Origin of the sequence: Methanomethylovorans sp. PtaU1.Bin093, from assembly GCF_002067275.1 — an archaeon.
In the GTDB taxonomy this organism is placed as follows: Archaea; Halobacteriota; Methanosarcinia; order Methanosarcinales; family Methanosarcinaceae; genus Methanomethylovorans.
The window spans coordinates 84,291-110,454 of record NZ_MVQX01000054.1 but is presented as its reverse complement, the minus strand read 5'-3'; the positions used below and the strand labels follow the sequence as shown (position 1 = coordinate 110,454).

Below are 26,164 nucleotides of genomic sequence, written 5' to 3'. Positions count from 1 at the left end.
TTACCATTACATATATTTATCATATCATCGAGCTATAAAATGGGATTTTTATTCAGCTGTTTATATTTAGAACTATGAAATTATTAAGAAGATATAAGTATTAGTCTATACGTATTGGTATACAGAATGGATGAGCTGAAAGAACTTTTATTTGGTATCCGGGGAGTTGACGAGATCATCGGCACTCTGAAATCGCCATCAACTATATTATTAGCGGGAACTACAGGTGTAGGCAAGACAAGCTTTTGCCTGCAGATCCTTTCCCATGCTGCAAAAAATGGCGAAAAAACATTATATATACCATTCACAACAGAATCTCCTGAAAAACTGAAGATGTATTATTCCAGAATGAACTTCTTTGATGATCGGATCCATATTCATCCCATAAACCGTTCCATATCTGAAAAAGATCCTTTAAGCACGTTGATAGATATTGGAAATATAGTAGGATCTACAAAACCAGATAGAGTAGTCCTTGACCCTGTAACACCTCTTGGTTTTGGGTTCATAGAACCTGAGAAACGAAGGTTCTTCTATACACTTGATTCCATGATTCAGGAATGGAAAGCACTTGTGGTCCTGACAGGGGAAATGCTTAAGGAAGAACTGCATGACTCAGTTGTGAGCCACCTTGTTGATGGCATAATATACCTTTCAAGAGAAGACAATGGTTTAAGAACAGGTAACTTTCTGGAGGTTTTAAAACTCAGGGGAATAGATCCTCAAAAGAATACGGAGAGTATATACCGAAAATATCGCTACACTATGAGTTCTGAAGGATTCAGCATGATATCTTCCTCTCATAACAAAGAATCTGCGAATACTTTACCCGAGAAGATAAGTTCCGGGGTCCCGGGATTAGATAGAATATTAGAAGGAGGATTGTTCAGCAACAGCAGTACTTTGGTCACTGGCAAACCAGGAACCGGAAAAACCACTTTTGGCCTGCAATTCATCTCAGAAGGACTGAATAGAAAAGAACCTTGTGTCATAGTCAGCTTTGAATGTTTGCACAATTCACTGGTCAATGAAGCAAAAAAGCATGGATGGGAAATGGAGCAACATATTGATGACGGGGAATTGAAGGTCATATCTGCAGACCCTGACAGCATGTGGCCCGAGGAGCACGAAACCCTGATAAAGGAATATATTATGGGAATGAATGCCAAAAGATTGTTCTTTGACGGTATATTCAATCTTGAAATGATGCTGCCTGACCAGTTACAATTAAGGGGATACCTTTATTCACTGCTCAAGTACCTGAAGAAGAGAAATGTCGCATCAGTATTCACCACACCTAGATCTTCCAGTACCATTACGGAAAATACGAGAATGGATGCAGAATTCCTGATGGACAACATCATCATACTAAGGAATTCAGAAGGAGGAAGAAGATATATGTGCGTTTCAAAGAGCAAGGGCACTCAGCACAGGCTCAATCCGACTGAATACGCGATCACGGAAAAGGGTATCAAAATAAGATCTGATACCCTATTGTAAAAACAAAACTAGATTTATATGTTCTTTTATATGTTCTGGATCGTCCGCTCTACTGTTATACCCAGTTCTGTCAGCCTGTAATTATCTCCCTGCCTCTCCAGGAGTTCCTTTTCCATCATTTCTTCAATGATCTTGTCCACAGATGGACGGAAAACATGCATTGTCTTTGCTATGCGGTCTGCATCCATCTCTTTTTTTGATCCGAGAACAGACAGCAACTTCTTCCTATTATTATTACCAGTAACAAATCCGATAAGTTCTTCCATTGTTCAACCCCTTTTTTATTTTTGGCACCCTAGGCTTTAGTACGTTTACTTTTATGTAGATATTCTGATTTAAACTAATCCTATCATTTTTAATGTCAAGGAGGGAATAGGTTTATTAGTACATACACATTATTAGTCCTTGGCAGGCTAGTCCGGATAGTCCGGCGTCATCTATAACCCGAAATCGCCGATATGCGGGGGACGAAGCCGATGGAAGATGTCTGGATCATCCTCAAACCTGAGGTTTCAACTGAGAAACTCCGTCCTGCTTGGATGATGTTGATTTAAGGGCTTGTTGGAGAACATGTTCTTATATCTTGATCGTGGGGACCAGTTCAGGCCCGGAAGGGAGCAGACCAACCATGAACAACCGTCGCTTGCAGGGTTGCGGGGTGGAGGCGAGACTGCAGATCATTTGCGTATGTGAATGACAGCGACCTGAGGCGTGCTTGCCACTTTATGGAAAAGCGTTAAATACATAGATAACATTAGGAACGGAAGTTGGGGAAAGCTTTCATTTTTCATGACGAGATAGCCAAGCCCGGTATGGCGCAGGATTGCTAATCCTGTGGTGCTACGCACTTCGGGGGTTCGAATCCCCCTCTCGTCGCTTAATTTTATGACATATACCTTATGGATGAGAATATGGCAGAAAAAAAGGTCATTCTTCCTATGGTCCGAAAAGAAAGAAAGACAATATCTAATGCCCCTTCTACAGGATGTGGCGGATGCGGCTCAAAGAGTTGTAAAGGAGGAGGAATGGGTATTTATCCTGGATCAGAAAAAGAGGTGGTATATAGAAATATCTTTTTATACACTATTATGGGCCTTATAATATTCATTACTGCCTATCTGATCGTACATTTGTTAAACCTGTTCATCGGCTGAAGGCTCTGAAGCCATTGTAGGATGATAGATATAACGCTTTACATCACCGCATTTTAGACAGGTTATCGCCATATATCTTCCTTTGAGACGTATCCTGCAATTATTACCAGGAACAAGATAACTTTCGCATTTTTTACAATATCGTACCTTCAACTCCCGAGGAAACCTCACAAGATAACGCATTCCGATCTTTCTTGCAAGTGAAACATATGCATCGCTTCTGGCTGAGTTCGAACTGTACTCAGCATCTGCCAATTCAAAGAGCCTTTGAATACGTTCCATGGCCAGATCCTTTGCAAGGTTCTTACCTTTTTTTTTAAAACGGGACATATTATACCTTAGAGATCTTCTGGAAACAACAATTCTACATGAGGAGCTTTTCTAGATACGTTTTCTCTGAAAGTCCGTATATCAGCAGCTCTATTAGTATCCGGAATGTCCGTGCATTCATAGTATACAGGAATGAAGATTTGGGGAGAGATCATGATCACGGCTTCTGCGGCTTGTTCTGCATTCATAGTACAGTCACCGATCGGAAACATAACAATATCCGCTGAAATTGACTGCATTTCAGGGATCAAACCTGTAAAACCTGCATAATATATTCTTTTACCACCAATGGTTATGACATATCCAACACCCACTTCTGTGGGACCGGAATCACCCGGCTTATAAGATGGCACTACCTCTATGGAGATACCTTTGATGCAGAGATCATCGATCAGGTAATCACCTGCTTCAACACGTCGCGCATCACCTCTGAATTGAAGGTTCATATTTTCCGGTAACAGCGTGGTAGTGTTGCTGTTCCTTACAATACGTATGGAGTCCGGATCAAAGCTTCGAGGATGCTCGCTGGTAAGAAGGATGATATCTGCCATATCTTCAAGAGGAAGATTGCCTGGTAAACCATATGGGTCCAAATATATAGTTACATTTTCCCCACGAAGCCTGAAACAAGCATTCCCGAGCCAAGTGATCTCTACACCGTCTATGATCTTGCTATTCACATTCATACCTTCACCAATGAGTAATGACAAAGGTGTTTTAGTACCTATTAATATGTCGGCTGGCACAGTGGGAATAGCTGCCGGATAAATCAATGTTTATTCGATGCACCCCCTTTGGCTGTTATAAATGTAGATATAAGCTGTAAACAGGAGGAACAAGAAAGCTACTGGTATGGCCCTGAAAGAACTGCTCCAAACTGCAAAAGAACCTAATATGTTAAATGCTGAACACAATAGGAGAAGATAACCAGATGTGTGTACACTGAGAGTTTTCAAAAGATCCTCCCTGAAAAGCTCATTGATAGATACTACCGCACAGATCAATGCCCCGAAAAACCAGGAGATAGTACGAAAAGAAGGAGCAAAGCCACCATAAGACAACATCGATAACTGCTCCACTACATTAACAAGAAGGGTACCATAGGCCATGTCAAAATTAGCATAGAAAAATGAGAATTTGATGCCCCAACCTGTACTATAGAAATAGAACTCCCATGGAACAATGATGCAGATGATAGGCATGATCTTTCTAAGAAGAACAAGTTCTGAAGGGTTTATGGGTAGGTGGTTCATGAATTAAAATAATACATTTAAATATATATTAATTTGCTTGTGCTGAACAAATGTATATATACAAACCTAATTTCTATATATCCTATAAATCTTACAAAAAAGAGGGATGGCCATAGAGATCAGAAAAGTGCAACAAACTGGTGGTTCAACCTATATAGTTTCATTGCCAAAACAATGGGCAGACAAAGTGGGTATAAGGACTGGAAGCCGCCTCTCACTTTCACCACAACCTGACGGTAAGCTCGTGATAGACCCTATCCAGGATACTCCGCCAATAAGGAAGACACAGCTTGATGTCACTGATCGCATGGGCGAGATCCTGATAAGAGATATTATAGCAGCCTATCTCGTAGGTGCAGACATAATAGAAATAAAATCAGAGAAAATGCTGGCTGAACAGAAGAACATCATAAGAGAGATGTGTTATAAACTGATAGGACCAGAAATAATAGAGGAAACCGGAAAAAAAGTTGTTATAAAGGATCTGCTCAATCCTAACGAGATATCGATCAAAAAAAGTGTTAGAAGGATGTTCCTGTTATCAAACTCCATGCAAAAAGATGCTATCAGAGCACTTAAGACCAATGACAAAGACCTGGCACTTGACGTTATACAAAGGGATGATGATGTCGACAGGCTATTCCTTCTGACAGCAAAACAATTCCGCGCAGTGCTCAAAGGTACCAAGCTTCCAGACACTTCTGAAACATCAATAGACGAATACCATGACCTTCGCATGGCAGCAGGGCCGCTTGAGCGTATTGCAGACCATGCACAGAAGATAGCAAATATGGCGATGCATATGAACTATGCGATTCCGGACAATATAATGGAAATGATAGAAAAAGCTAGTGAGGCAAACCGTCAGATAGTTGAAGATGCCGTGGAATCCCTGTACAACCATGATGCTGAACTTGCCAATAAAGTTATAGAAAGAGAACATGCCCTCAAACCAAAAATAAATAGGCTTGACCAGTACATTTTGAAGATAGAATCCCATGAAGCAATAGTGGCATTGGGTATTGTAATGGACAGTATAGAGAGGACAGGGGATTACGGAGCTAACATCGCTGAGATAGCTATCAACTCTGCAATGTCTGCCACACATGGATAAGAAATAGGAAAAGAGATAGAAGTATACATAACTATTATAAATCAAAGGATTATTATAGAAAAATAACATTTCACGTTTCATGAGCTGGATTTCCAGGAGGGAATAAATGGGCGTAATTACATCATTCAAGCAGAACTTCTCTGATTTTTTTAAAAAGCTCTTTAGAAAAAAGAACGCACGCATAGGCATCTATGGTCCGCCTAATGCAGGAAAGACTACACTTGCAAATCGTATTCTGCGCGACTGGACAGGTGATGCAATGGGTTCTGTATCCCACATAGCACATGAGACCCGTCGTGCAAGACGTCGCGAAGGTGTGACAATTAAAGCAAACGGACATTCTATAACCCTCGACATAATTGACACACCTGGTCTTGCTACAAAAATAGATTTTCATGAGTTTATGGAGCATGGAATGGAAGAGAATGAAGCAAAAAGGAGGGCAAAAGAAGCAACTGAAGGGGTCATTGAAGCTGTCAAATGGCTTGACAATCTTGATGGAGTGATACTTGTAATGGATGCTACTGAAGATCCATACACACAGGTTAACGTCACAGTCATAGGCAACATGGAAGCAAGGAAGTTACCTCTTTTGATAGCTGCCAATAAGATCGATCTTCCTGAATCGTCACCTTCCACTATTAGAGATGCTTTCCCTCAGCACCCCATGGTAGCTATATCTGCGCTTGAAGGAAAGAATATAGATACACTATATGAAGAGATTGCAAAAAGGTTTGGGTGATGAAAATGCAGGGAATCCAGATGGACCTCATATCCGAAGAAAAACTTGCTGAGATGGCTCCTGTTGAAAAGGTAAGATTCATTATCGATGAGGTTAGAAGCGGCAAGATCCTTGTTCTGGAAAAAGGTCTTACACCCGAAGAAGAGGCAAGCCTCATAGAGATGACCATGACCCTGATCGATCCAGACGGGTTCTCAGGAATAGAGATGGAGAGTTACCCCTCAAAAGATGATACTTCAATATTTGGAAAAATACTTAAGAAACACACTGTTCGCACAAGGCTTACAGTTGTGGGGCCTGCAGACCAGCTTAAAACCCTGAAAAAGGATAGAAATATGATAAGTGCACTCCTATCAGCTCATAAATGAGTGTGATACCATGTGCAGACTGTGAGTAAGATGGAACCTGCTGACTATACTGGGGTAATAATATCGCCTACTCAATACCTTTGCACCATGGAGATGGGTAGAGATGACGTTAATGTGGTGTGTAGCTATGGAAAAATATCAGTATGGTTTGGCAGAACCGTGCCTGCAACAGTAATATGGAAAGTTCTCACCTGTATATCCAATGTTGACAAGTTAGCAGTTCATGAAAAGGAGATAACTTGTAGCTTTGATGATATCACTCTGTACGAAAGCTATGGGTTTGTACTGATATCTTATGCTAAGTTCAAGAGAGGTTACAGGGCAACATTTAATGTTCCTTTCTTAAGCAATAATGCCCTTATATACTTGGCAGATTCCATATTTAAAGAACTTAGGGAAAAAAATGTGCTCATCGATATATACTGGACTGGTGATTATGCAAATATTATGAGATTGTATCAGGAGCTGGGCACTATCGAGCAATGGAAACTGAAAAATATAACCTATAAGGATGAGAGCAGGAGCACATCAAATTTCTAAGCGCGAAGGCAAGTGAGACAATGATACAAAAAAGATTAGAAGTAACCGAATGCAAGTATTTGATTTCATCAATGGAGCTGATGGCAAAACACCTTCAAAAGGTAGTTGCTGAACTTGATAGTAAAAGCATCAAAGAAATGCTTGAGCATATTATTAATGCACGAGCAGTATTTGTAATGGGGGCTGGAAGATCGGGACTTGTTGGAAGGGCTTTTGCCATGAGGCTTATGCACCTGGGATTCACAGCTTATGTAGTAGGAGAGTCAACAACACCTGCTGTGACAAAAGAAGATGCAGTCGTTGCTATATCCGGCTCTGGACAGACACGTTCTGTGGCAAACCTGGGAATGATCACAAAGGAGATAGGCGCTAAACTCATAACCATCACTTCTAACGAGGATTCCGGATTAGGGAAAATATCCGATACCGTGGTAAAGATTGCGGGAAGAACAAAAGAAGATGCAGGTGAATATGTTGAAAGGCATCTTAGAGGAGAGTACACATATCTTACACCACTTGGCACATCTTTTGAAACGTCTGCAACTGTTTTTCTTGATGGTGTGATAGCAGAACTGATCAATATCACAGGTGCTTCTGAGGAGGACCTCAAATCAAGGCATAATAAATTGGAATAAAGGATGATAAGATATGTCCGGGTCAAAGTTTGCTGACAGGGTCCTCGGTATGAATATATCGGGGATCAGGAAGATGTTCGAAGCTGCGGGTTCAGATGCAATAAATCTTGGACTTGGACAGCCTGATTTTGATACACCACAACACATCAAGCAGGCAGCTATCGATGCCATAAACTCGGGATTCACCGCATATACAGCTGGCCCTGGAATTATAGAACTTCGAGAGGTATTGAGCAGGAAGTTCAAAAAAGAAAATTCCTTTGAAGTTGATCCTTCAGAGATCATTATCACTTCCGGAGCCTCAGAAGCTCTTGAACTTGCCATTGCCTCTCTTGTGGACCCTGGCGATGAAGTGATGATAGCAGATCCTGGATTTGTTTCCTATAATGCCTTGGTTAACATGATGGGGGGTAAAGTATCCAGTATCCCTCTGGACGATGAACTTACCATCCGCCCTGAAACGATTATCGAAAAACTTAGCCCGAAAACAAAGGCAATGATAATCAATTCTCCTGCGAACCCCACCGGTGCAGTACAAAGCAAGAAGGACATGAAGACCTTTGCAGAGATAGCAGACGATAAAAATATTACCATCATCTCTGATGAAGTTTATGAGCATTTTATCTACGAAGGAGAACATGTTAGTCCTGCCCAATTTACAGATAATGTGATAACTGTAAACGCTGTTTCCAAAACCTATGCAATGACCGGATGGAGAATAGGATATGTGGCAGCCAAGGAAGAATATGTGGAACAGATGCTAAAAGTTCACCAGTACGTGCAGGCATGTGCAAATTCCATTGCACAGAAAGCAGCTTTTGCAGCCATATCCGGACCCCAGGATTCAGTGGCACTTATGAGAGAAGAGTTCCTGAGGCGCAGAAACGTATTGATGGACGGACTACGATCCATGGGACTTAAATGCGTGGTTCCAAAAGGAGCTTTTTATGCATTCCCTGAAGTGGATGATTGCACTAAAGTAGCCGGTGATCTCATAGCCAATGGAGTGGTTGTGGTGCCAGGCACCGCTTTTGGAGAAGGAGGCGATGGACATATAAGGATATCCTATGCATCATCCATGCCGAGCATCCACAAAGCATTGGAAATAATGGAAAAAGTGATCACTTAAGTTTGAACGCTGATCCTATCATTCTTTTTTTCTTTGATCATTTCCACAAGGGTAGATAGTACTTCTTCGATGCCTTCTCCCGTAGCTGTGGACATGGACATGTCTGTAACATCGAGATCCTGGAAATGAGGAAGATCAGATTTATTAGATACAACAAGTATCGGCAGATCGAATTGACTTCTGACTTCCTGCAACAGATTTTTTTGCTCCTCAATGGTATAACCACAATTCTCACTTGCATCAATAAGAAAAAGCACCACTGCATCCAGATGTTTTAAAGCAGTGATCGCCTGCAGTTCAATATCGTTCCTCTCGGACATTGGCCTATCAAGAAGACCAGGTGTATCAATGACCTGATATCTTTGATCATCTCGAGAAAAGTGGCCTATGGATACCCCTTTAGTAGTAAATGGATAAGAAGCAACCTCTGGAGTTGCTTTCGTTGCTGCTGTTACAAAACTGGACTTACCAGTATTAGGATAACCCGCCACAACGATGGTTGGCTCTTCATGGACATCCGGGAGTTTGCGCAGGATATTACGGGCTTCATTTAAGAGTAAAAGGTCTTTACTTATGGAATCCATCAATGATCCTATGCGTCCGAAACATTGTTTGCGTAAGTTTTCCGGCGTAGGGCTACCACGCATCCGACCTACATATTCCCTGGTGAGATCATGTATCTTTTCACTTGTCCACGCGACTCTGGAAAGGGAAGTACGTAATCTGTCCACCCCTACAAGTATATCTGCCAATTCATAATAAAAACCAGACAGCTCATCAAAGTTCGGGAATTTTTTGCTGATATTGGCCAGATTATCGGTCAATATATTAGCTGAGGTTAGCAGCATAGATTCCTGGGACTCAAGGAAGCTTGCCCTGCTACTTGATTTTTTCCCAGTTGCTGCCCTTACACCTCTTCTGAAGGCTTTATCTATTAGTTCATCAGAAGTACGGATAGTAGGAATCTTTTCGAATATCATTGTTTCTTTACCTGTATGACGTTCAAGGTATATGACGTATATAATTGTTGTTCTGCGGGGAGAATATAATTAACATTGATAAAAAATACTCAATTATATATATATGGGTGGAGTACTATATTTTAATTTTACAAGAGGCGAATGGTGATCACATGGAGCTCACACCTATCCAAAAAGACATACTTATTGCTTTGATCAACCTCCAGAGGGAAAAGGACCGCGCTATAAAAGGTGAAGAAATAGCAGAAATAATCAACAGGAATCCGGGCACGGTCAGAAACCAGATGCAATCCTTGAAAGTGCTTGAACTTGTGGAGGGTGTACCTGGTCCCAAAGGTGGCTATAAAGCAACCGGAGAGGCTTACGAGGCATTAAATGTCACTGCTATGGAGAATGAAGCGATGGTGCCCATCTACAGGAATGGAGAAGTGGTAGAAGGGGCAACTGTAGCAGAGATCAGTTTTACCACCGTACGTCACCCGGACCTTTGTCATGGAATGATAAAGGTGCTTGGCAACATAAGAACTTTTGAACAGGGGGACCTTGTACAGATGGGACCAACTCCGGTCAATAGACTTATAGTGCGGGGAGAGATAGTGGGAAGGGACGATACCGAGAACACACTTGTGTTTTCAATAAATGAGATGATATCTCTGCCTAAAAAGCCCGTGAGATACTATTCCAGCAAGAACTTCATCGCAGTTAATTTGAATACCAGTATAAAAGATGCTGCTGCGATGCTCTCACAGAGTAATATACATGGTGCTCCCGTAGAAGACAATGGGAGCATAGTAGGAGTAATTACCTTTAAGGACATTGGGCAAGCCCTTGCAAAGGGAAGCATGGATGCAAAAGTTAAAGACATAATGGCAATGGATCTGGTAACTATTGATTCAGAAGCTTCCCTGATAGATGCCGTTAAGCTGTTCAATGCCCATGGTGTGGGATTCATTATAGTAACCTATGATGGCGTTCCAAAAAGCGTCCTTTCAAAGACAGATGTACTGCATGAACTTGCAGTATACTGATATAGATGATAGCACAGAGAAGAAAGGGTCATAAAGGTTGTAAATAGAGATCATTTTCTTCTCTTTCTCATTTCCTGGGCAATGTCCTCCAGAGAGATATCAAGTGCAGCAAACATAACCAACAAGTGGAATATGAGATCTGACGATTCGGATACGATCTGGCCTTTTTCTTTTTCTTTAACTGCTAAGATCGTTTCAATCGCCTCTTCTCCGACCTTCTCAAGTATCTTATTGATGCCTTTCCTATGATTGAGCAAGGAACAGACATACGAGCCTTCCACAGGATTCGACTTGCGGTCATAGATAACATCATAAACTTCATTAAGGACAGACAGATCAGCATCGGACATAGTTCACCTCAGAACAAAGAACACGAAGCAAATGCAATGAAGCGGTCTTTATCTAAAGAGTTTTCCCTGTTGATCAAAAAGAGAATTTAATGTGAAGACGTTGGAATATATCCATCCAATATGACGGGTATTGGTAGAACCAACGTCTTAGCCAAATTATCACTGAAGAAATGTATTTATCTCTTTTGGTCTCATTGCTTCAGATCTTCCTCGGATCAGTGATCTCACCTGTAAGAGCTGATGCGGCAGCAGTTGCTGGAGAGCTCAGGTAGACAAATGAAGCCGGGCTTCCTTCCCTGCCCTTGAAGTTACGGTTGGATGTTGCAAGCCCTACCTCCCCATCGCCCAGCAATCCAAAAGAGCCCCCCATACATGGACCACAGCACGGAGCCTCCACAATGGCGCCTGCCTCCATGAACTGCTCTACATAACCAGCTTTGAGGACTTTCAGGTATTCTGTCCTGGAAGCAGGAATGATAAGCAGTCTGACGCCTTTGGCAACAGGCTCATCACCCATGATCTTTGCTACTATTTCAATATCTTCAAATCTACCGTTAGTACAGGAACCCACAAATATCTGATCAAGTTTCGTACCTTCCACTTCTGTAACCGGCTTCACGTTGTCAACGTTGTGGGGACAGGCCACCTGTGGTTCGAGCTTAGAGATATCATATTTCCTGATCTCAGTATATTTTGCACCTTCATCGGGTTTCCAGTATGGGTCAAATTTATAATCTGGAATGCGCTGCTCAAGGTAAGCTGCAGTTATTTCATCGGCTTCTATTATACCGGCCTTTCCACCCATCTCTATAGCCATATTGGAAATGGTCATCCTCTCAGAGATCGACATATTGTGGATAGTCGATCCGGCATACTCTGCAGCCTGGTAACGTGCTCCTTCCACACCTACATCCCCAATAAGGTGCAGAATGAGGTCTTTAGAATAGACCATTTTTGGCAACTTGCCTTCCACTTCGAACCTGATGGTCTCGGGCACTTTGAACCACAACTTGCCCGTAGCAAAGACCGCTGCCATGTCCGTTGAGCCTATACCGGTGGAAAAAGCACCGATTGCCCCATATGCGCATGTATGAGAATCCGAACCAACTACAAGATCCCCGGGCCTTACATGTCCTTTTTCGGGCATGATCTGATGGCATATACCTTCATACACATCATAGTTCAGTATACCTTGCTCCTGGGAGAACCTCCTAAGTTTTATGTGGTTTGCTGCGGCATTTAGAGAATCTGCCGGCACCTGATGATCAAAAATGATCACTATCTTGCTGGGGTCCCACACTTTTTTCTCTTGCTTACTTGCCATGATCTCGTAAAAACCATCTATTGCAAGAGGACCCGTGATATCATGCGTCATTGCACGATCGATATTTGCAAGTACGAATTCCCCAGCCTTCACGGCTTTTCCTGATGCTTTAGAGAAGATCTTCTCAGCAATAGTCATTGGATAGTTGATGTTCTCAGACATGGTGATCAACATTCTAATTTTTCATTATAAATAAAGCGATCTATATGGGACTCACATACGCTCACGTCTGCGATGGGTCCCTTCACTGTCATGCACTATATAGAATACATGCCCCTTTTTGAACCTTTCCAGAGAATAGTCAATATTTGTGCCCACATGCTCAAAATGTTCGTAGTGCTGATATACCAGAATACGCTCTTCAAGTTCACGTATATACCTATCGAGCACCAGCCTTGCAAGTTTCAGACTATCAGCATAGGATATGTCTGACCCCAAACCCTTACATTCTGAGGTATGAAGCTTGCAATCTTCCATGTAAAAAGGATATGTCTGACATAGGGCAGGCCGGAGATCATAGATCAAGCACCTGGAGGATAGATCTGCAGCTTCAAGAAAAATGCAATCGCCATTTTTTTTACGCCTGAGCATCCAGCCAAAACTGTGAATATTTCCATCACTATCAGTGAATGGGACCAGATCTGAGAGATCAGAATTTCCTTTTAGAGCATTCTCAACTTCATCCGGGACAAAAGGCAATGAAAATTCTGTAGCAGATAAAACACTGTATTTAGATATACGCAAAATATCCTGCTGCAGGAGCATTACGCGGTTATCGCTATGATCACCTCTGCAACAGCTCCCGCATTGAGTGCATGAGAATCCTATTTCTCTTAGCATTGAGGCAACATATCCAACTTTCAGTTCGGTTGCCCGATACAGTTCCTTTCTGGCACCTTGGATAAGAAGATCTCTGTATTGCTCTGAAAATGGCATTGAGATTCTATAGCTATAATATGAGTAATCAAGATATCGGGCTAATTAAAGTGTATAGTTGAATAACTAATATATAATATATGAAAACATAAATATAAAGAATAGATTATGATATAAAATAGATAACATACAAAATAGTTATTCATAAATTGAACAAGACTTCAAGGGAAGAGATGTTGATCAAATCGACGGCGACGAAAAATCCCGATCAATATCTATTCATACAAATATGAAATGATAGTATCTACATGTTCATACATATTCATACATAAGCACACTGCATTTAGAATAAAATAAGTTTGCATGAATAAGTATGAAAAAGTAAGAAACATATCAGCTAACTGTTCTATGGACACATCTGATAGGTACAATGAAAGTATATAGTAATATTTGCGTAACAACAAATGACTACAATGGACAACGACAAAAAAATAAAGAAAAGAAGGTAGAACAAGAAAGAAATTGAGTTTCAACAGACTATTTCTTGTTCGATTCCTCCACACCTACAGCGTTAAGGAACCTTTTAACAACCGATTCGTTAACAAGCTTAAGCAAAGTCTGCCTGTCTTTTGCAACACTGAACACACCTAGAGGGATCTGTGCAGCTGCAGCATTGGAATGACCACCAGCGGAACCTTCACCAAATGCCTTTTTCATAACATCCCCCAGATTCACACGTATATCGTTGCTTCTGCCTGAAATGAAAATAGTGTCCTCCGATACACCAAAGACGAGAGTGGTTGATATTCCTTCAAGGTTCAGCAGATAATCTGCTGCCTGGGGCAATGTATCCCTGTCCCTGATACTGCCAACATTCGAAATGAGATAACCGCTATATACCTGCCTGTTTAAAATGGCCTCACCCAACACATCAAGGGTTTCTGTGGACATGGAAGGACGCTCAAGCTGATCAAGGATGTCATGCTCCGAAAGAGGATACAGATATGATGCTGCAGAAAGATCGGAAGAATCTGTATTCCTTTTAAAGTCCAGGGTATCGGTTCGAATACCATATAGCAAAGCAGTTGCAAGTTTCTTGTCAATGTCTATATTCAATTCCTGAAGATATTTTGTAAGAATTGTTGCCGAAGCACCCACGTTCGGACGTATATCTATGAACTCTGCATCGATATGTGCATCGCCAACCTGATGGTGGTCAAAGACAGCACCTAAATGGATACCAGGCTGCAATTTATTATTTGAACCCGGGACTGCACAGTCTACAAGAGCGATCTTATCGTAATTTGAGATATCGCGATCTTCCATCTTGAAAAGATCTATACCCAACAAATTCACAAATGCCTTGTTCTCCTGATGACCTATCTCCCCACTGTAGAGAATGTCTGAAACCACATCAAAACTCTTGGCGATCTCCTGAAGAGCAAGAGCACCGGAGATCGAATCAGGGTCCGGATTATTGTGCACGACTATTGCAAGGGTCTTGCCCCTCAGCCCATTGAACCACTGCACAAGTTTGTTCCCTCTTAACATGGACTCGGCTCTTTCCAAAGACCTTGCAAGGGATTTTGCCACAACTTTAGGAGGAATTATCACAAGATCGGCCCCAAGTGTTTCCATTTCCTGCATATTGATGGCATCCGAGGCCCGTGCTACACAATAAACATCTGGTGAAACTTTTTTCCTTATATTCGCCAGCGCAGCTTTATTAGCCAGTGGATCAGAACTCAGGATCATTATAGCTGCTAGGTTTTTTGTGTTGATCTTTTCCAAAACCACAGGGTCACTGATGTCACCTACAATAGCATCATAGGCTTCTTCCCTTAAGGTTTCAACCTTTTGAGGATCCTTATCTACAATAAATAGTTCTTTATCACGTTCCTTGAGCTCTTTTACAAGAGCGAAACCTAAACTACCGCTGCCTAGGACCAGATAAAGCGGTTTTATCTTAGACTTGTCCATGGCATTCATCTCTTTGGTGCTGGCGTTAATAGAACGACCTCCATAATCTTCGTCCCAGTCAAACCATGATCTTCGGTCAATTACTGGATTCGGGAAATATCAATGAATAAATAGAATGTAAAACAATGGATTAAAAGATAACTATGGATTCTATTAACTGGGAAGAAATGAAAGCTATTGATGCAAATTGCTCTCAGCTTGGTCTTTTACCCATCCAGCTCATGGAAAACGCAGGTTCTTCGGTATCAAAAGAGATAAGTAGTCGTTTTTCCGGAGGAAAAATATTGCTGATCGCGGGCAGAGGGAATAACGGAGGCGATGCTTTTGTGGCCGCACGCCACCTTTGCCAGTTCCCACAGTTCCAGGTAGAGGTCATACTTTTAGGAAATGCAGCCTCCATACGCACTGAAGAAGCAAGGAAGAACTTTCTGCTGCTTAGACATTGTAACATCAACAGCATAAACGAAATAACATATCCTGGAGATGAGAAACTATCCAGATCGATCAATAATGCCGAAATCATAGTTGATGGAATACTTGGAACTGGTGTGACAGGCAATATTAAAGAACCAGAAGCTTCGGCAATAGAACTTATAAATTCTTCAGGAAAATATGTGATATCAATTGACGTGCCTTCAGGGACAATGGACACAAAGAGCGAAGTGCCAAAATGTGTCAAAGCGGACCTGACAATAACTTTCCATAAAATGAAAGAAGAATTGAACAGGCTTCCAGCATCCCATTACACCGGCGAAGTAAAGGTAGAAGGCATAGGTATTTGTTCCCATGCTGAAAGATTTATAGGTATAGGGAACCTGAGAAACCTGAATATAAGGAAGCCTGATTCCCATAAGGGACAAGCTGGCAGAATCCTCATAATAGGAGGAGGGGCTTATTCGGGAGCTCCGGCCCTGGCGGCCCTCGCAGCGCTCAGAACAGGAGCTGACATCGTAACAGTGGCAGCCCCATCCAATGTGGCCAGCACCATTGCATCATTCTCTCCTGATCTTATTGTACGTTGTCTATCAGGTCAAAGATTGTGCATTGATGATCTACCCCTGATCACAGAACTTGCTTGCAAGCACGATGTAATTGTTATGGGCATGGGGCTTGGGAATGAGGACGGAGTGGAAAAAACTGCACGCAGGATAATCCCTTTATGCAAAAAAATAGTACTTGACGCAGATGCATTGCCTGCTTTCGAGGAGGCAAAAGGCATTGCTTCCGAAATAGTGATCACACCCCATGCCAGAGAGTTTTCAAGGATAAGGAAAGTTGAAACTTCAGTGGACATGAACAAGAGGATAGAAGAAGTAATGACATTTTCTAAAGAAAAAAATGTAGTTACTCTTCTCAAAGGAAAAGTGGATATTATTTCCGATGGAAAGAAAGTCATGCTTAATCGGACCGGTAATGCAGGAATGAGCGTGGGTGGTACAGGAGATGTGCTTGCGGGTATCACAGGTGCACTTTTAGCCGCCAACTCACCAATCAAAGCTGCCGCCTGTGCAGCTTATATAAATGGAGCTGCAGGAGACCTTGCATTCAATGATAAAGGATATGGGTTACTAGCTACAGATATAATCGAAAGGATAACTGATGTGATGAGGGAGTGAGTTTATGACAAAAGATGAGAATAGGAAGATCAGCGTTGATATTGAGAGAAAAAATGTCAGAATAATAATTACCCACGTAGAAGACGAGGAAATACTCAAGTTGACAGTTGATGAAGCTAAAGATCTCATAAAAAAATTAGAGAATACAATTGAGGACTATCGGCAAAGGCAAAACCTGCGCATAGACTGAATTGATGGTGGTTCCCTTGGAGAAAAAATTAAGCCATCTGAAAGATGACAGAGCCATAATGGTGGATATCAGTAGCAAAGATATTGTTGACAGGCGTGCAACAGCCGTCGGAGAGATCTTACTCTCCGACCGAACTATAGAGAGAATTAAAAATGGCACAATAGAAAAGGGTAATGTATTGGCAACTGCCAGGACAGCAGCTATACTTGGTGTAAAAAGAACTGCTGAAATGATACCGATGTGCCATCAGATACCTATAACAAGTGTCGATGTAAACTTTTCATTCCGGGAAGGAGCAATAGTTGCCACTGTAGAGGTCCGGTCCGTTGGCAGAACTGGAGTAGAAATGGAAGCACTAACAGGTGTTTCTATTGCACTCCTAACAGTGTGGGACATGGTTAAATCTGCAGAAAAAGATGACACGGGTAATTATCCCAACACTTCCATAAAGAACATAAGTGTGCTCGAAAAGATAAAGGGAACCAAAACTAATTAACATAAGACATAGTAGAGTAGAAAAATCATATCTGAGATCAAGTAAACAATTTCATGAGGTACTTAAATTGAAAATAATAGGAGGGCCAGCATCACAGGCGCTTGCTACCCGTGTGGCAAGAGAGATGAACATTGAACCAACTCTTTGTGAGTTCAACCGTTTTCCCGATGGGGAGATCTATACCCGCATAATGGAAGAGCCTATGGACGAAGTGACCATTATACAGAGCACTGCGACAGATTCTGACCTCATGGCACTGCTGCTTATGATAGATGCCTGTGAAAATGCACAGGTAGTAAATGTGGTTATTCCCTATATGGGATATGCACGCCAGGATAGGAAGTTCAAATCCGGAGAGCCCATCAGTGCAAGAGCTGTAGCTAGAAGCGTATCTGCCGACAGAATATTTACTGTAAATATCCACAAGCCAAGTATACTGGATTATTTCAGTTCTGATGCTTTTGACCTGGATGCATCAGATGTCATTGGAAAACATATCAGCTCTCTCCATCTGAAAGATCCGTTGATAGTTGCTCCTGATATAGGCGCCATGAGCCTGGCCGAAAATACTGCAAATGGAGTGGGTATTCAGTACGATCATCTTGAAAAGACCAGGCTCTCTGGGGACACCGTGACCATCAAAACGAAGAATATGGATGTCTGTGGCAGGGATGTTGTCCTGGTAGACGATATGATCGCCACAGGCGGTACGATGGCAGAATCTATAAAACTCCTCAAGAGCCAGGGGGCAAGCGATGTGTACCTTGCATGCGTACATCCAGTGCTGGCAAAGAATGCGGTGTTGCGCCTATTTAATGCAGGTGTGCGTGATATCATAGCTACGGATACACTGGAGAAAGCGCAGAGCTCGGTGAGCGTTGCGCCCCTTATTGCTGCTTCCATAAAGAATTTCTAACCTCAATTATCATCGGCGATCATTATGGGAATACCTGCGAAGTGTCCACTTGATGGAAAATCAAATTGCAAAGGAAAACAATGTCATCTCCATCATGTGGATTGGCGCACCAAAGAAGCTAATTGCATTATTGGATACGGAAGTTCCCACAAAAAGACCCTTTCTGAAAGAGTGGTCCTGGATACATACATAGAGAATACGAAAATAAAATTAGGAAGAGATATAGGCATCCCAGAGATGCCTGAAAAAGGATCCGAAAATGATCCTAAGAACATTGCAGCAGATGTGCAGACAAGCGAACCTTTTGAGAAGGTAACTGTAAGCAACAAGAATACAACTGTTATAGAAACACAAGATAAGTTCAAAAAAGAACGAGAATAATAAAAAAAATGATGGATACAAACTTCTAAAGGAAAGGACTTTGGAGATGATCTTTCTCTGTTACCTTCAGAAATGGAAGAAAGTGACCTTAAAGAGATATATAGGATACTTCTGGAAGAATTCGGACCCCAGAAGTGGTGGCCCGCAGAAACGCGCTTTGAGGTAATTGTAGGGGCTTTTCTGACCCAGCAGACAAAATGGTCCAACGTAGAAAGGGCCATAGGCAACCTCAGGCAGGCAGGACTGCTTGAACCATATGATCTTGCCAAAGCAGATATCATCGAACTGGAAGAAATGATAAGATGCTGTGGATTCTATCGACAGAAGGCCGCCAGGCTGAGAAATGCAGCACAGTTCCTGATAGAGAACGATATGTACGAACTGTTCAACCTTCCTATTGACCAGTTACGTAAAATATTGTTATCTCTGAATGGCGTTGGTAATGAAACTGCAGATAGCATCCTACTGTATGCTGCTGATAAACCTAAATTTGTTATAGATGCGTACACTACACGCATTATGAGCTGCATAGGCGTGGAAGGCAATTATGGAAAGCTACAGAAATTATTTGAAAGTGCACTCCCACAGGACGTCACCATGTTCAAAGAGTACCATGCACTTATCGTTGAATATGGGAAATCATATTGTGGAAAAAAACGCTGTGAGGAATGTATACTGATAAAGGGCCACAGGAAAGGAACAATGCATGGAAAAGAGCAAGTATGAAAAGATATACGAATTGCTGGAGGACATAACGGACATAGGGCCTGTGGCAAAGACGTTCGGCATCCATCCGGGTATTGCATATACGATATTATCCCAAAAAACAGTTTCTAAGGTCAAATCAAATTTCGGCAATTTGAAAAGAAGTGGACCGGCACAACTGGAACAATGGAACAGAGGGAAAACGATACTCGATATGTCCAAAACTAAAAAGATACCTGCCACGTTGATGGCTTCCCTGATACTGAAAGAACTGGACATACCTAAAAAAATGGCTTTTAATTCCCCGGCCAGACTTCAAAACAGACGTTTAAGCCAAGAGATCATAGAGGCCCTGGATAAAGATCATTTTTTTTCTCCACGTGCACACGATCTCCAGCTGGAAAAAGGCAGACTTGGAGAGGAGATCATCTCCCGGTGGCTAAAGGCTCATAAAATAGATTTCCTGACCGAGGAACAATTAAGAGAGCAGAATATGACCAAGACCCCAGACTTCCTTTTGCCTGAACCTATAACAATAGATAACATGAAAATATCCTGGATAGAGAGCAAGGCAATGTTCGGGGATGAGCAGGAACACAAACACTACACGAAAAAACAGTTTTCCCATTACGAACAGATGTCCGGCCGTGGATTAGTAGTATATTGGTATGGGTTCCTGGACACGCTTGAAAGCAATGGACATATAATAAAATGCTACCTGTTCTTTGAAGAATTCGAAAAAGAGGTCACTGAGCTTCTGAACTTTGGAGTTCACCAGTGAATACAAGCACAGCTTGGGTAGCATTTGCGTCTGTTTCATCGGCTTCCGGATGATCACCTTCATCATAAAGAACCGGAGCAAATGCAATGGCACCATGAGTGCCCAGCATTTCAATAAGAGAGGCAAGTTCATCACCTGCTGGGTCGCGCATCCGATACAGCATGAATATATCCCTCATAACTGAAAGACTGTTCCTTTCTCCTTTAGGTGTGATACGAGTCATTGAGGAAAAGAGCATATACTACTAATTAACTCTTTCGATTCGTACTTGTGCGAACATTTTTTCTTATGTGAGAAGAAAAATACCTTCACACCACAGCTCTAAAATAATAGTATATAATTTCATAATGCATCATTATTATGAATTTGGTGAACTAATATGGCAGAGATAACGCATTGGGCAGATGTCATGGCAGAGGAGATCCTTGAAAGCGGAAAAAAGCATTTGGTAGCAACTGGCATCACTCCCTCAGGACATATCCACATCGGGAACATGAGAGAAGTGGTTACGGCAGACGCAACTTACCGTGCTCTGCTGGATCAGGGAGCAGATGCAGAAATTATCTATGTTGCGGACACTTACGATCCTCTGAGGAAAGTATATCCTTTCCTGGACGAAAGCTTTGCACCTCATGTGGGAAAGCCTATTTCAGAAATTCCCTGCCCATGCGGTGAATGTACCAGTTATGCTGAACATTTTCTCAAACCGTTCTACAAAGCCCTGGATCGCTTAGGCATCCATCCTAAAATATACCGGGCTGATGAGATGTATAAAAAGGGAATGTATGTGGAAAGCATCAAAACAGCTCTCCTCAACAGAGAAAAAATAGCACGTATCCTGCAGGAACACTCTGGAAAAGAGGTCACAGCTGACTGGAGTCCTTTTAATCCGATCTGTAGCAAATGCGGCCGGCTTACGACCACTAAAGTCACTGGATTTGATATTGAAGCAGAGACAGTTAATTATGCTTGCTCCTGCGGAGATTGCGGAACCGTATCAATGACAGGAGGAGGGAAACTTACGTGGCGGGTGGACTGGCCTGCCCGCTGGGGTGTGCTGGGAGTTACAGTTGAGCCTTTCGGGAAGGACCATGCTTCCAAAGGTGGGTCCTACGATACTGGCAAAGCCATAAGTGAGGAAATATATGGATACAAAGCACCCTATCCGGTAGTATATGAATGGATCATGCTGGGTACAAAAGGCGCAATGTCTTCCTCAAGCGGAGTGGTAGTAGCAATTTCCGATATGCTGGAAGTCCTCCCACCCGAAATATTGAGATACTTGATCATAAGAACAAAACCTGAGAAGCATATTCGCTTTGATCCTTCCCTGCCCCTGCTCAACCTGGTAGACGAATACGAAAAGCTGAGTGCTAACACGGAAGGATCCGGCTATGATAAGCGACTGAAAGAACTGTCACATGCAGCAGGTATCTGCCACACTGACATCCCGTTCAAGCATATGATCACTATTTACCAGGTAGCTCACGGTGATCTTGACAGAGTGATGAAGATAGTGGAGAGATCGGGATACAGCACGAAAAATGAGAAATGTATACTGGAACTTGCAGAGAACGTCGGAAAGTGGCTTGAAATGTATGCTCCTGACATGGTGAAGTTCAGCGTGAAGGAAGAAATGCCGGTACAGGCTGCAACCTTGAACGATATACAGAGAGCTTTCCTCCAGGCATTATCCGAGGAGATAGATGCTGCAAAGGAATTGAGCGGGGAAGATTACCACAACCTTGTCTATTCCTCCCAGGATAAGAGTTCTTCCCTTAATGCCAGGATGGCCCGTATAATGGGGATTGGTGCTGATGAACTGGAAGTGAGAACAACTGAGATGTTCAAAGCCATCTATCTGGCCGTGCTGGGACAGCAATCGGGCCCAAAGGCAGGATGGTTCCTATCATCAATGGAAAAGGACTTCCTTGCAAAGAGATTCAGTGAAGCTGCAAGTTACAGGCCATGAAGAATTGATAGAGAAAGAAGATATTCTTGCGTGGGAGAAGGAGTACAGGCATTTGCAATGGGGCTGTGCCGGCTCCATATCCTATATAACAGAACTGCTTCCTCCTGGAAGCGAAGTACTGGATGTGGGGTGCGGATGTGGAAGACATCTATTTCCACTATCTGCCTGCTACAGCACAACAGGTATGGATATTTCATCCGGGGCTTTGCACAGAGCTAGGGAGTACCTGAAAAAGCAGGATAGAAAAGCTGATTATGCTACTGCAAGTCTTACACACTTGCCCTTTAAGGGGGAAACTTTTGATGCCGTGATCTGTCTGGGAGTAGTGCAGCATCTCACTGAAGCAGGGAGATATGCTGCAGTCAGCGAGATAAGAAGAGTTTTAAGATGCAATGGGTTGGTATTCCTAGAGGTCTTTGGTTCTCAGGATATGAGATATGGGGGAGAGGAAGTAGAAGAACACAGTTTTATGCGCCAGAATGGAATCCTTTACCACTACTTCACTCCCGAAGAAATAAGGACACTTTTCAAAGGATTCGAATTCCTTGAATTTAAAGACAATCTGCTGGAAAAGAACTACAGAGGAAAGAAATATATCCGGCACATGATCAGTGCCGTTATGCGCGTATGATCAGAAGAAGATGCCCACGTAATGCAGCAGGATCACAAGGATGGCACCAACGACACCTGCAATGGCACAGGTAAGGACCACTACCCATGAGTAAGCTATTCCCAGCCCGAGAACAGTGTTGGCTATAACAAGTACCAGCAATCCCATGATAGTATTGACCACCATGTTCTTTACAGTCTTCAGGACTTTATAAAGCAGGTATGCAATTACTATTGCAGCCAGAACGATTATGATCTCTGTAGCCATGTAGGCAATATATAGCAGAATAAATATTTAACAATTATCCCTATATTTCTGCCTGCAGCGAAATAAGGAAGGTCAACACTTTGGCATCAAGTTCCTCCAGTGTGGAATACTGCCACAGGACAACATGGGGATTACCTAGGACCATAGCCGACACATTTGATCCGGACCTGTAAAGGCACAATACCGGAACATGCCTTTGGACTGCACTGCATATCTCATAGCCAACGCCTGTAGAAGGAAGACTTACCTCTGCAATAAGGCATGAACTGTGCTCTAAGAGAGCCATATCCCTGGCAAAGATCTCCTGCTCTGTCATGGCAGATTCCCCATTCTCAAGCTGGGGGTCGGCTACATGCTCGCTAAGTACTTCATGCCCTTTAGAAACAATAAATGAGCAAAGATATTGATAAACTGACAAAAGTTCTCTTCCACCCCGGATAGAGCCTGAAAGGAATACCTTCATAATACGCCTCTGAAATAATGTCCTTTAGTGTATTTGTCAGATACGTCCCTACAGGAAAGATGGGAGATGCCCTGCTCGGAAATACATTGATCTATACATTTTTTGTATGCAGCTACTACTAACCGCACTTTCTGCGCATCCATATACCTTGCGTCTATCCTGAATCTGAGTATATCTGCTTTGATAAAGCTGGAAATATCATCCAGCAAACATAATTCCCTGGAATTGAAAATGTGGGTCCTGCAGTTTTCATCCATAAATAACGGAAATTCAAAACCTTTCTCATCCTTGATTGCAAACTGATCATCCCTGCAGGGCATACAGCATGCATCATTTTCCCCACCCAGCAAACTTCCAACGATGCAATTCTCCATAACCATGAGCTTGAGATCTCCATGAACCATGCATTCCACAGTTCCATATCTGCTCAGTGATGAAACCTGCTCCAACGTAAGTTCCGGAGATAAGGTAACAACTTCAGCACCTGCACTATAGAAAAATGAAAATGATATGTGGTTGAATACGTTCAGAGAATAGTCTATAATAATATTACAACCCAACTGTTGAACTGCTCTGAGAATACCAAGGTTGCCAGCAAGCACCCCACAGAAACCAATTTTCAGTGCCTCCCAAATAAGTAAATACAATTCATCCATTTCCTTATCCCAGACAATAGATGGTGTTGTAAGATATATCCTGCAGCCTGCCCTAGATGTAATATCATATGCTTCTTTAAGTGTGTCTTTCGTATGGCTGCGGAAGTCCTCATCTCCAAAGTAGATTATATCTGCACCTTCATCTACTGCACACAATAAGCCATCCAGAGTATTCACACTGACAGACAGCAAAGGTTTTCCTGTTTTTTCCTCACGGTAAGGAGGAGGTGAAAAAATAAATTCTTCAAATGTACGTTTCCATTTTCTGGTCCTTGTCTTTTCCATTTCCTGAACGGCACTGTTACGGATATTGTTCAGTTCCTTGATAGGAATGAAAATATCGGGGTCTGACCTGAATTCCAGTGAGACCGGATAGAAAACAGTAGCCCCAAGCTTTAAGAGCTGTTTTTCAATATCTCTTTTAGTTGTCGGGCTTTTCTGGGATGTCTGGACAATATATTCTGAAGCCATCCTTACCACATTGTTATCGCTGTCCTCCAAAGACATTTCCAGATGTTTGCCTTTTACAGCAGTAAGTTTAAGCCTCACCGGCACTTTGCGTACAGGCGTTTGAGAAGTGAAAGACCTTTCCATATACTTAAGAAGTGAGATATCTGAAGTCCTGTATACCTGCGTACCTGCAGATACAGGGTTGGAAAGAAGCAGATCTACAACCATGCCTTTACCAGCAGAAGTGATCGGCCTGCCCTCACAGAATATCCTGGTCACATTCTCACCCGTTCCTTCGGATGAAAAACCAATCCCATCACCAACATTCAGAGAGCCTGATAATTTAAGGCTTGCATAACCTCCCCTAGAACGACCAATTACAGTCCCCACCAGAACCCCTCGGTTATAAGGCACGTCGTGGTCCATTAGCTCAAGACGTGGTTTTCCCGAAAGATATGCATGGGTGAAACCTCTATTAAAAAGCTGTTCAAGTGTTATCAGTTCTTCCTCGGATACGAAATAACCTGCGGGATCTGTTGCATACCGCTCCAGAAGCCGCCTATAGATACTTACCACACCTGCCACATATTCAGGACGTTTCATCCTTCCTTCGATCTTAAGGGATGAAACACCCGCTTCTATGATTTGGGGCAGGATCTCAGCAGTATTAAGATCCTTTGGACTTAGCAGGAAATTACCCCTAACATTGACCTCTTGTCCATTCTTCTTCAGAGAATACTGCTTGCGACAGGGCTGTGCACAGTACCCTCTGTTACCGCTTCTTCCGCCTATCATGCTGCTGAACAGACATTGTCCGGAGTAACAGATACATAGGGCACCATGAATGAATACCTCAAGCTCTGCCTGCGTATGATCACGGATGGAACGGATGGCTCCAAGTGAAAGTTCTCTTGCGAGCACGATCCTTTTTACACCCAGTTCTTCAAGTAGACGTATACTTTCAGTGTTATGTACTGTCATCTGCGTACTTGCATGTACAGGAAGTTCCGGAAGAAATTCACGTAAAAATGATAGCAAGCCAATGTCCTGCACTATTACGGCATCTGCTCCATATGCGGCAATGCTCTGCAGTGTCCTGGCAGCCTCAGCAAATTCAGCATCTTTTATAAGAGTATTCACTGTAACATATACCTTCACACCCCTGAGGTGAGCATGATCGATAGCTTGCTCCAGCTCATCGATAGAAAAATTAGAAGCATAAGCTCTGGCACTGAGCTTCTTAACACCCAGATACACAGCGTCTGCACCGTTTTCCACAGCTGCCTTAAGAGATAGCATATCACCGGCAGGGGCCAGCAGTTCAGGGATATGGGACATTAGGCGTTCTGATGATGTCA

At 42.5% G+C, this 26,164-nt stretch carries 31 protein-coding genes, 1 tRNA gene and 1 other RNA gene; 20 read left to right on the top strand and 13 right to left on the bottom strand.

Features of this window, described 5'->3' with window-relative positions:
• Positions 1–126 precede the first annotated feature (126 nt).
• Positions 127–1,500, top strand: a complete 1,374-nt coding sequence (locus A4E24_RS06540) for an ATPase domain-containing protein (protein WP_292352478.1) — start codon at positions 127–129, stop codon at positions 1,498–1,500.
• Between the two features lie 26 nt (positions 1,501–1,526).
• Here A4E24_RS06540 and A4E24_RS06535 read toward each other — a convergent pair whose 3' ends face one another.
• Positions 1,527–1,766: a transcriptional regulator gene (locus A4E24_RS06535; protein ID WP_292352477.1), complete on the bottom strand. Its 240-nt coding sequence runs from the start codon at positions 1,764–1,766 to the stop codon at positions 1,527–1,529.
• A 140-nt stretch (positions 1,767–1,906) separates the two neighbouring features.
• Here A4E24_RS06535 and ffs point away from each other — a divergent pair.
• The 3 genes from ffs to A4E24_RS06520 all read left to right on the top strand — a co-directional run bounded on the left by ffs (position 1,907) and on the right by A4E24_RS06520 (position 2,654).
• An RNA gene (gene ffs / locus A4E24_RS06530) (signal recognition particle sRNA) lies at positions 1,907–2,221 on the top strand.
• Between the two features lie 70 nt (positions 2,222–2,291).
• Positions 2,292–2,376: transfer RNA gene (locus A4E24_RS06525), tRNA-Ser, on the top strand.
• Between the two features lie 35 nt (positions 2,377–2,411).
• Positions 2,412–2,654, top strand: coding sequence for a hypothetical protein (locus tag A4E24_RS06520; protein ID WP_292352476.1), 243 nt, complete (start codon positions 2,412–2,414; stop codon positions 2,652–2,654).
• On the opposite strand, the gene A4E24_RS06515 is transcribed toward A4E24_RS06520, so the two are convergent.
• From A4E24_RS06515 to A4E24_RS06505, 3 genes are all read right to left on the bottom strand, one after another.
• On the bottom strand, positions 2,634–2,984 hold the full coding sequence (locus A4E24_RS06515; RefSeq protein WP_292352475.1) for a ribonuclease P protein component 4: 351 nt from the start codon (positions 2,982–2,984) through the stop codon (positions 2,634–2,636). The two genes, A4E24_RS06520 and A4E24_RS06515, sit on opposite strands and share 21 nt — an antisense overlap.
• 8 nt (positions 2,985–2,992) lie before the next feature.
• Positions 2,993–3,670, bottom strand: a complete 678-nt coding sequence (locus tag A4E24_RS06510; RefSeq protein WP_292352474.1) for an MBL fold metallo-hydrolase — start codon at positions 3,668–3,670, stop codon at positions 2,993–2,995.
• A gap of 90 nt (positions 3,671–3,760) precedes the next feature.
• Positions 3,761–4,237: a hypothetical protein gene (locus A4E24_RS06505; protein ID WP_292352473.1), complete on the bottom strand. Its 477-nt coding sequence runs from the start codon at positions 4,235–4,237 to the stop codon at positions 3,761–3,763.
• Positions 4,238–4,343: 106 nt separating this feature from the next.
• Between A4E24_RS06505 and A4E24_RS06500 the strand changes: the two genes are divergently transcribed.
• The 6 genes from A4E24_RS06500 (at position 4,344) to A4E24_RS06475 (ending at position 8,765) form a co-directional block, all read left to right on the top strand.
• Positions 4,344–5,351, top strand: a complete 1,008-nt coding sequence (locus A4E24_RS06500) for a phosphate uptake regulator PhoU (protein ID WP_292352472.1) — start codon at positions 4,344–4,346, stop codon at positions 5,349–5,351.
• Positions 5,352–5,457: 106 nt separating this feature from the next.
• On the top strand, positions 5,458–6,093 hold the full coding sequence (locus A4E24_RS06495) for an Era-like GTP-binding protein (RefSeq protein WP_292352471.1): 636 nt from the start codon (positions 5,458–5,460) through the stop codon (positions 6,091–6,093).
• A gap of 5 nt (positions 6,094–6,098) precedes the next feature.
• Positions 6,099–6,461 carry a DUF2073 domain-containing protein gene (locus A4E24_RS06490; protein WP_292352470.1) on the top strand — a complete coding sequence of 121 codons (363 nt, stop codon included), beginning with the start codon at positions 6,099–6,101 and terminating at the stop codon, positions 6,459–6,461.
• 30 nt (positions 6,462–6,491) lie between these two features.
• Positions 6,492–7,001 carry a hypothetical protein gene (locus tag A4E24_RS06485; RefSeq protein ID WP_292352469.1) on the top strand — a complete coding sequence of 170 codons (510 nt, stop codon included), beginning with the start codon at positions 6,492–6,494 and terminating at the stop codon, positions 6,999–7,001.
• A gap of 20 nt (positions 7,002–7,021) precedes the next feature.
• Complete coding sequence (gene hxlB, locus A4E24_RS06480; protein WP_292352468.1) at positions 7,022–7,636, top strand: 6-phospho-3-hexuloisomerase; 615 nt, start codon at positions 7,022–7,024, stop codon at positions 7,634–7,636.
• Between the two features lie 13 nt (positions 7,637–7,649).
• Positions 7,650–8,765 carry a pyridoxal phosphate-dependent aminotransferase gene (locus tag A4E24_RS06475; protein ID WP_292352467.1) on the top strand — a complete coding sequence of 372 codons (1,116 nt, stop codon included), beginning with the start codon at positions 7,650–7,652 and terminating at the stop codon, positions 8,763–8,765.
• Here A4E24_RS06475 and A4E24_RS06470 read toward each other — a convergent pair.
• A complete protein-coding gene (locus tag A4E24_RS06470; RefSeq protein WP_292352466.1) occupies positions 8,762–9,745 on the bottom strand; it encodes an NOG1 family protein in 984 nt (327 codons plus the stop codon). The genes A4E24_RS06475 and A4E24_RS06470 overlap by 4 nt on opposite strands.
• Positions 9,746–9,897: 152 nt before the next feature.
• On the opposite strand from A4E24_RS06470, the gene A4E24_RS06465 reads away from it, so the two are divergent.
• Positions 9,898–10,773, top strand: coding sequence for a CBS domain-containing protein (locus tag A4E24_RS06465; RefSeq protein ID WP_292352465.1), 876 nt, complete (start codon positions 9,898–9,900; stop codon positions 10,771–10,773).
• A gap of 50 nt (positions 10,774–10,823) precedes the next feature.
• On the opposite strand, the gene hisE is transcribed toward A4E24_RS06465, so the two are convergent.
• From hisE to A4E24_RS06445, 4 genes are all read right to left on the bottom strand, one after another.
• Positions 10,824–11,123, bottom strand: coding sequence for a phosphoribosyl-ATP diphosphatase (gene hisE, locus A4E24_RS06460; protein ID WP_292352464.1), 300 nt, complete (start codon positions 11,121–11,123; stop codon positions 10,824–10,826).
• A 199-nt stretch (positions 11,124–11,322) separates the two neighbouring features.
• The gene (locus A4E24_RS06455; protein WP_292352463.1) at positions 11,323–12,609 is read right to left on the bottom strand and encodes a 3-isopropylmalate dehydratase large subunit; all 1,287 of its coding nucleotides are present in this window, start codon (positions 12,607–12,609) and stop codon (positions 11,323–11,325) included.
• 51 nt (positions 12,610–12,660) lie between these two features.
• Positions 12,661–13,383, bottom strand: coding sequence for a YkgJ family cysteine cluster protein (locus tag A4E24_RS06450; RefSeq protein ID WP_292352462.1), 723 nt, complete (start codon positions 13,381–13,383; stop codon positions 12,661–12,663).
• A gap of 477 nt (positions 13,384–13,860) precedes the next feature.
• Positions 13,861–15,312 (bottom strand): DHH family phosphoesterase, encoded by a 1,452-nt coding sequence (locus A4E24_RS06445; RefSeq protein ID WP_292352461.1) that lies wholly within the window; start codon positions 15,310–15,312, stop codon positions 13,861–13,863.
• 134 nt (positions 15,313–15,446) lie between these two features.
• Here A4E24_RS06445 and A4E24_RS06440 point away from each other — a divergent pair, with 134 nt between their 5' ends.
• The 7 genes from A4E24_RS06440 to A4E24_RS06410 all read left to right on the top strand — a co-directional run bounded on the left by A4E24_RS06440 (position 15,447) and on the right by A4E24_RS06410 (position 20,388).
• Positions 15,447–16,919, top strand: a complete 1,473-nt coding sequence (locus A4E24_RS06440; RefSeq protein ID WP_292352460.1) for an NAD(P)H-hydrate dehydratase — start codon at positions 15,447–15,449, stop codon at positions 16,917–16,919.
• A gap of 4 nt (positions 16,920–16,923) precedes the next feature.
• Entirely contained in the window at positions 16,924–17,109 is a 186-nt protein-coding gene (locus tag A4E24_RS06435) for a hypothetical protein (protein ID WP_292352459.1), read from the top strand.
• A gap of 16 nt (positions 17,110–17,125) precedes the next feature.
• The gene (moaC, locus tag A4E24_RS06430; protein ID WP_292352458.1) at positions 17,126–17,605 is read left to right on the top strand and encodes a cyclic pyranopterin monophosphate synthase MoaC; all 480 of its coding nucleotides are present in this window, start codon (positions 17,126–17,128) and stop codon (positions 17,603–17,605) included.
• Between the two features lie 67 nt (positions 17,606–17,672).
• On the top strand, positions 17,673–18,521 hold the full coding sequence (locus A4E24_RS06425) for a ribose-phosphate diphosphokinase (RefSeq protein ID WP_292352457.1): 849 nt from the start codon (positions 17,673–17,675) through the stop codon (positions 18,519–18,521).
• A gap of 24 nt (positions 18,522–18,545) precedes the next feature.
• Positions 18,546–18,902: a hypothetical protein gene (locus tag A4E24_RS06420; RefSeq protein WP_292352456.1), complete on the top strand. Its 357-nt coding sequence runs from the start codon at positions 18,546–18,548 to the stop codon at positions 18,900–18,902.
• A 72-nt stretch (positions 18,903–18,974) separates the two neighbouring features.
• The gene (locus tag A4E24_RS06415; RefSeq protein WP_292352455.1) at positions 18,975–19,628 is read left to right on the top strand and encodes an endonuclease III domain-containing protein; all 654 of its coding nucleotides are present in this window, start codon (positions 18,975–18,977) and stop codon (positions 19,626–19,628) included.
• Positions 19,609–20,388, top strand: a complete 780-nt coding sequence (locus A4E24_RS06410) for a C15orf41 family protein (protein ID WP_292352454.1) — start codon at positions 19,609–19,611, stop codon at positions 20,386–20,388. The genes A4E24_RS06415 and A4E24_RS06410 overlap by 20 nt, the downstream gene beginning before the upstream one ends.
• Here A4E24_RS06410 and A4E24_RS06405 read toward each other — a convergent pair.
• Positions 20,354–20,611 carry a hypothetical protein gene (locus A4E24_RS06405; protein ID WP_292352453.1) on the bottom strand — a complete coding sequence of 86 codons (258 nt, stop codon included), beginning with the start codon at positions 20,609–20,611 and terminating at the stop codon, positions 20,354–20,356. The genes A4E24_RS06410 and A4E24_RS06405 overlap by 35 nt on opposite strands.
• 156 nt (positions 20,612–20,767) lie before the next feature.
• Here A4E24_RS06405 and lysS point away from each other — a divergent pair, with 156 nt between their 5' ends.
• Both lysS and A4E24_RS06395 read left to right on the top strand, forming a co-directional pair.
• Positions 20,768–22,360, top strand: coding sequence for a lysine--tRNA ligase (gene lysS, locus A4E24_RS06400; protein ID WP_292352452.1), 1,593 nt, complete (start codon positions 20,768–20,770; stop codon positions 22,358–22,360).
• A complete protein-coding gene (locus A4E24_RS06395) occupies positions 22,335–22,991 on the top strand; it encodes a class I SAM-dependent methyltransferase (RefSeq protein ID WP_292352451.1) in 657 nt (218 codons plus the stop codon). The genes lysS and A4E24_RS06395 overlap by 26 nt, the downstream gene beginning before the upstream one ends.
• Here A4E24_RS06395 and A4E24_RS06390 read toward each other — a convergent pair whose 3' ends face one another.
• From A4E24_RS06390 to A4E24_RS06380, 3 genes are read right to left on the bottom strand one after another with little or no spacing between them, the layout of a single operon-like run.
• Positions 22,992–23,237 carry a pro-sigmaK processing inhibitor BofA family protein gene (locus A4E24_RS06390; RefSeq protein ID WP_292352450.1) on the bottom strand — a complete coding sequence of 82 codons (246 nt, stop codon included), beginning with the start codon at positions 23,235–23,237 and terminating at the stop codon, positions 22,992–22,994.
• A 40-nt stretch (positions 23,238–23,277) separates the two neighbouring features.
• Positions 23,278–23,700: a nucleoside 2-deoxyribosyltransferase gene (locus tag A4E24_RS06385; RefSeq protein WP_292352449.1), complete on the bottom strand. Its 423-nt coding sequence runs from the start codon at positions 23,698–23,700 to the stop codon at positions 23,278–23,280.
• Positions 23,697–26,144 (bottom strand): DUF3656 domain-containing protein, encoded by a 2,448-nt coding sequence (locus tag A4E24_RS06380; RefSeq protein ID WP_292352448.1) that lies wholly within the window; start codon positions 26,142–26,144, stop codon positions 23,697–23,699. Before A4E24_RS06380 ends, A4E24_RS06385 begins: the two co-directional genes overlap by 4 nt.
• Positions 26,145–26,164 lie beyond the last annotated feature (20 nt).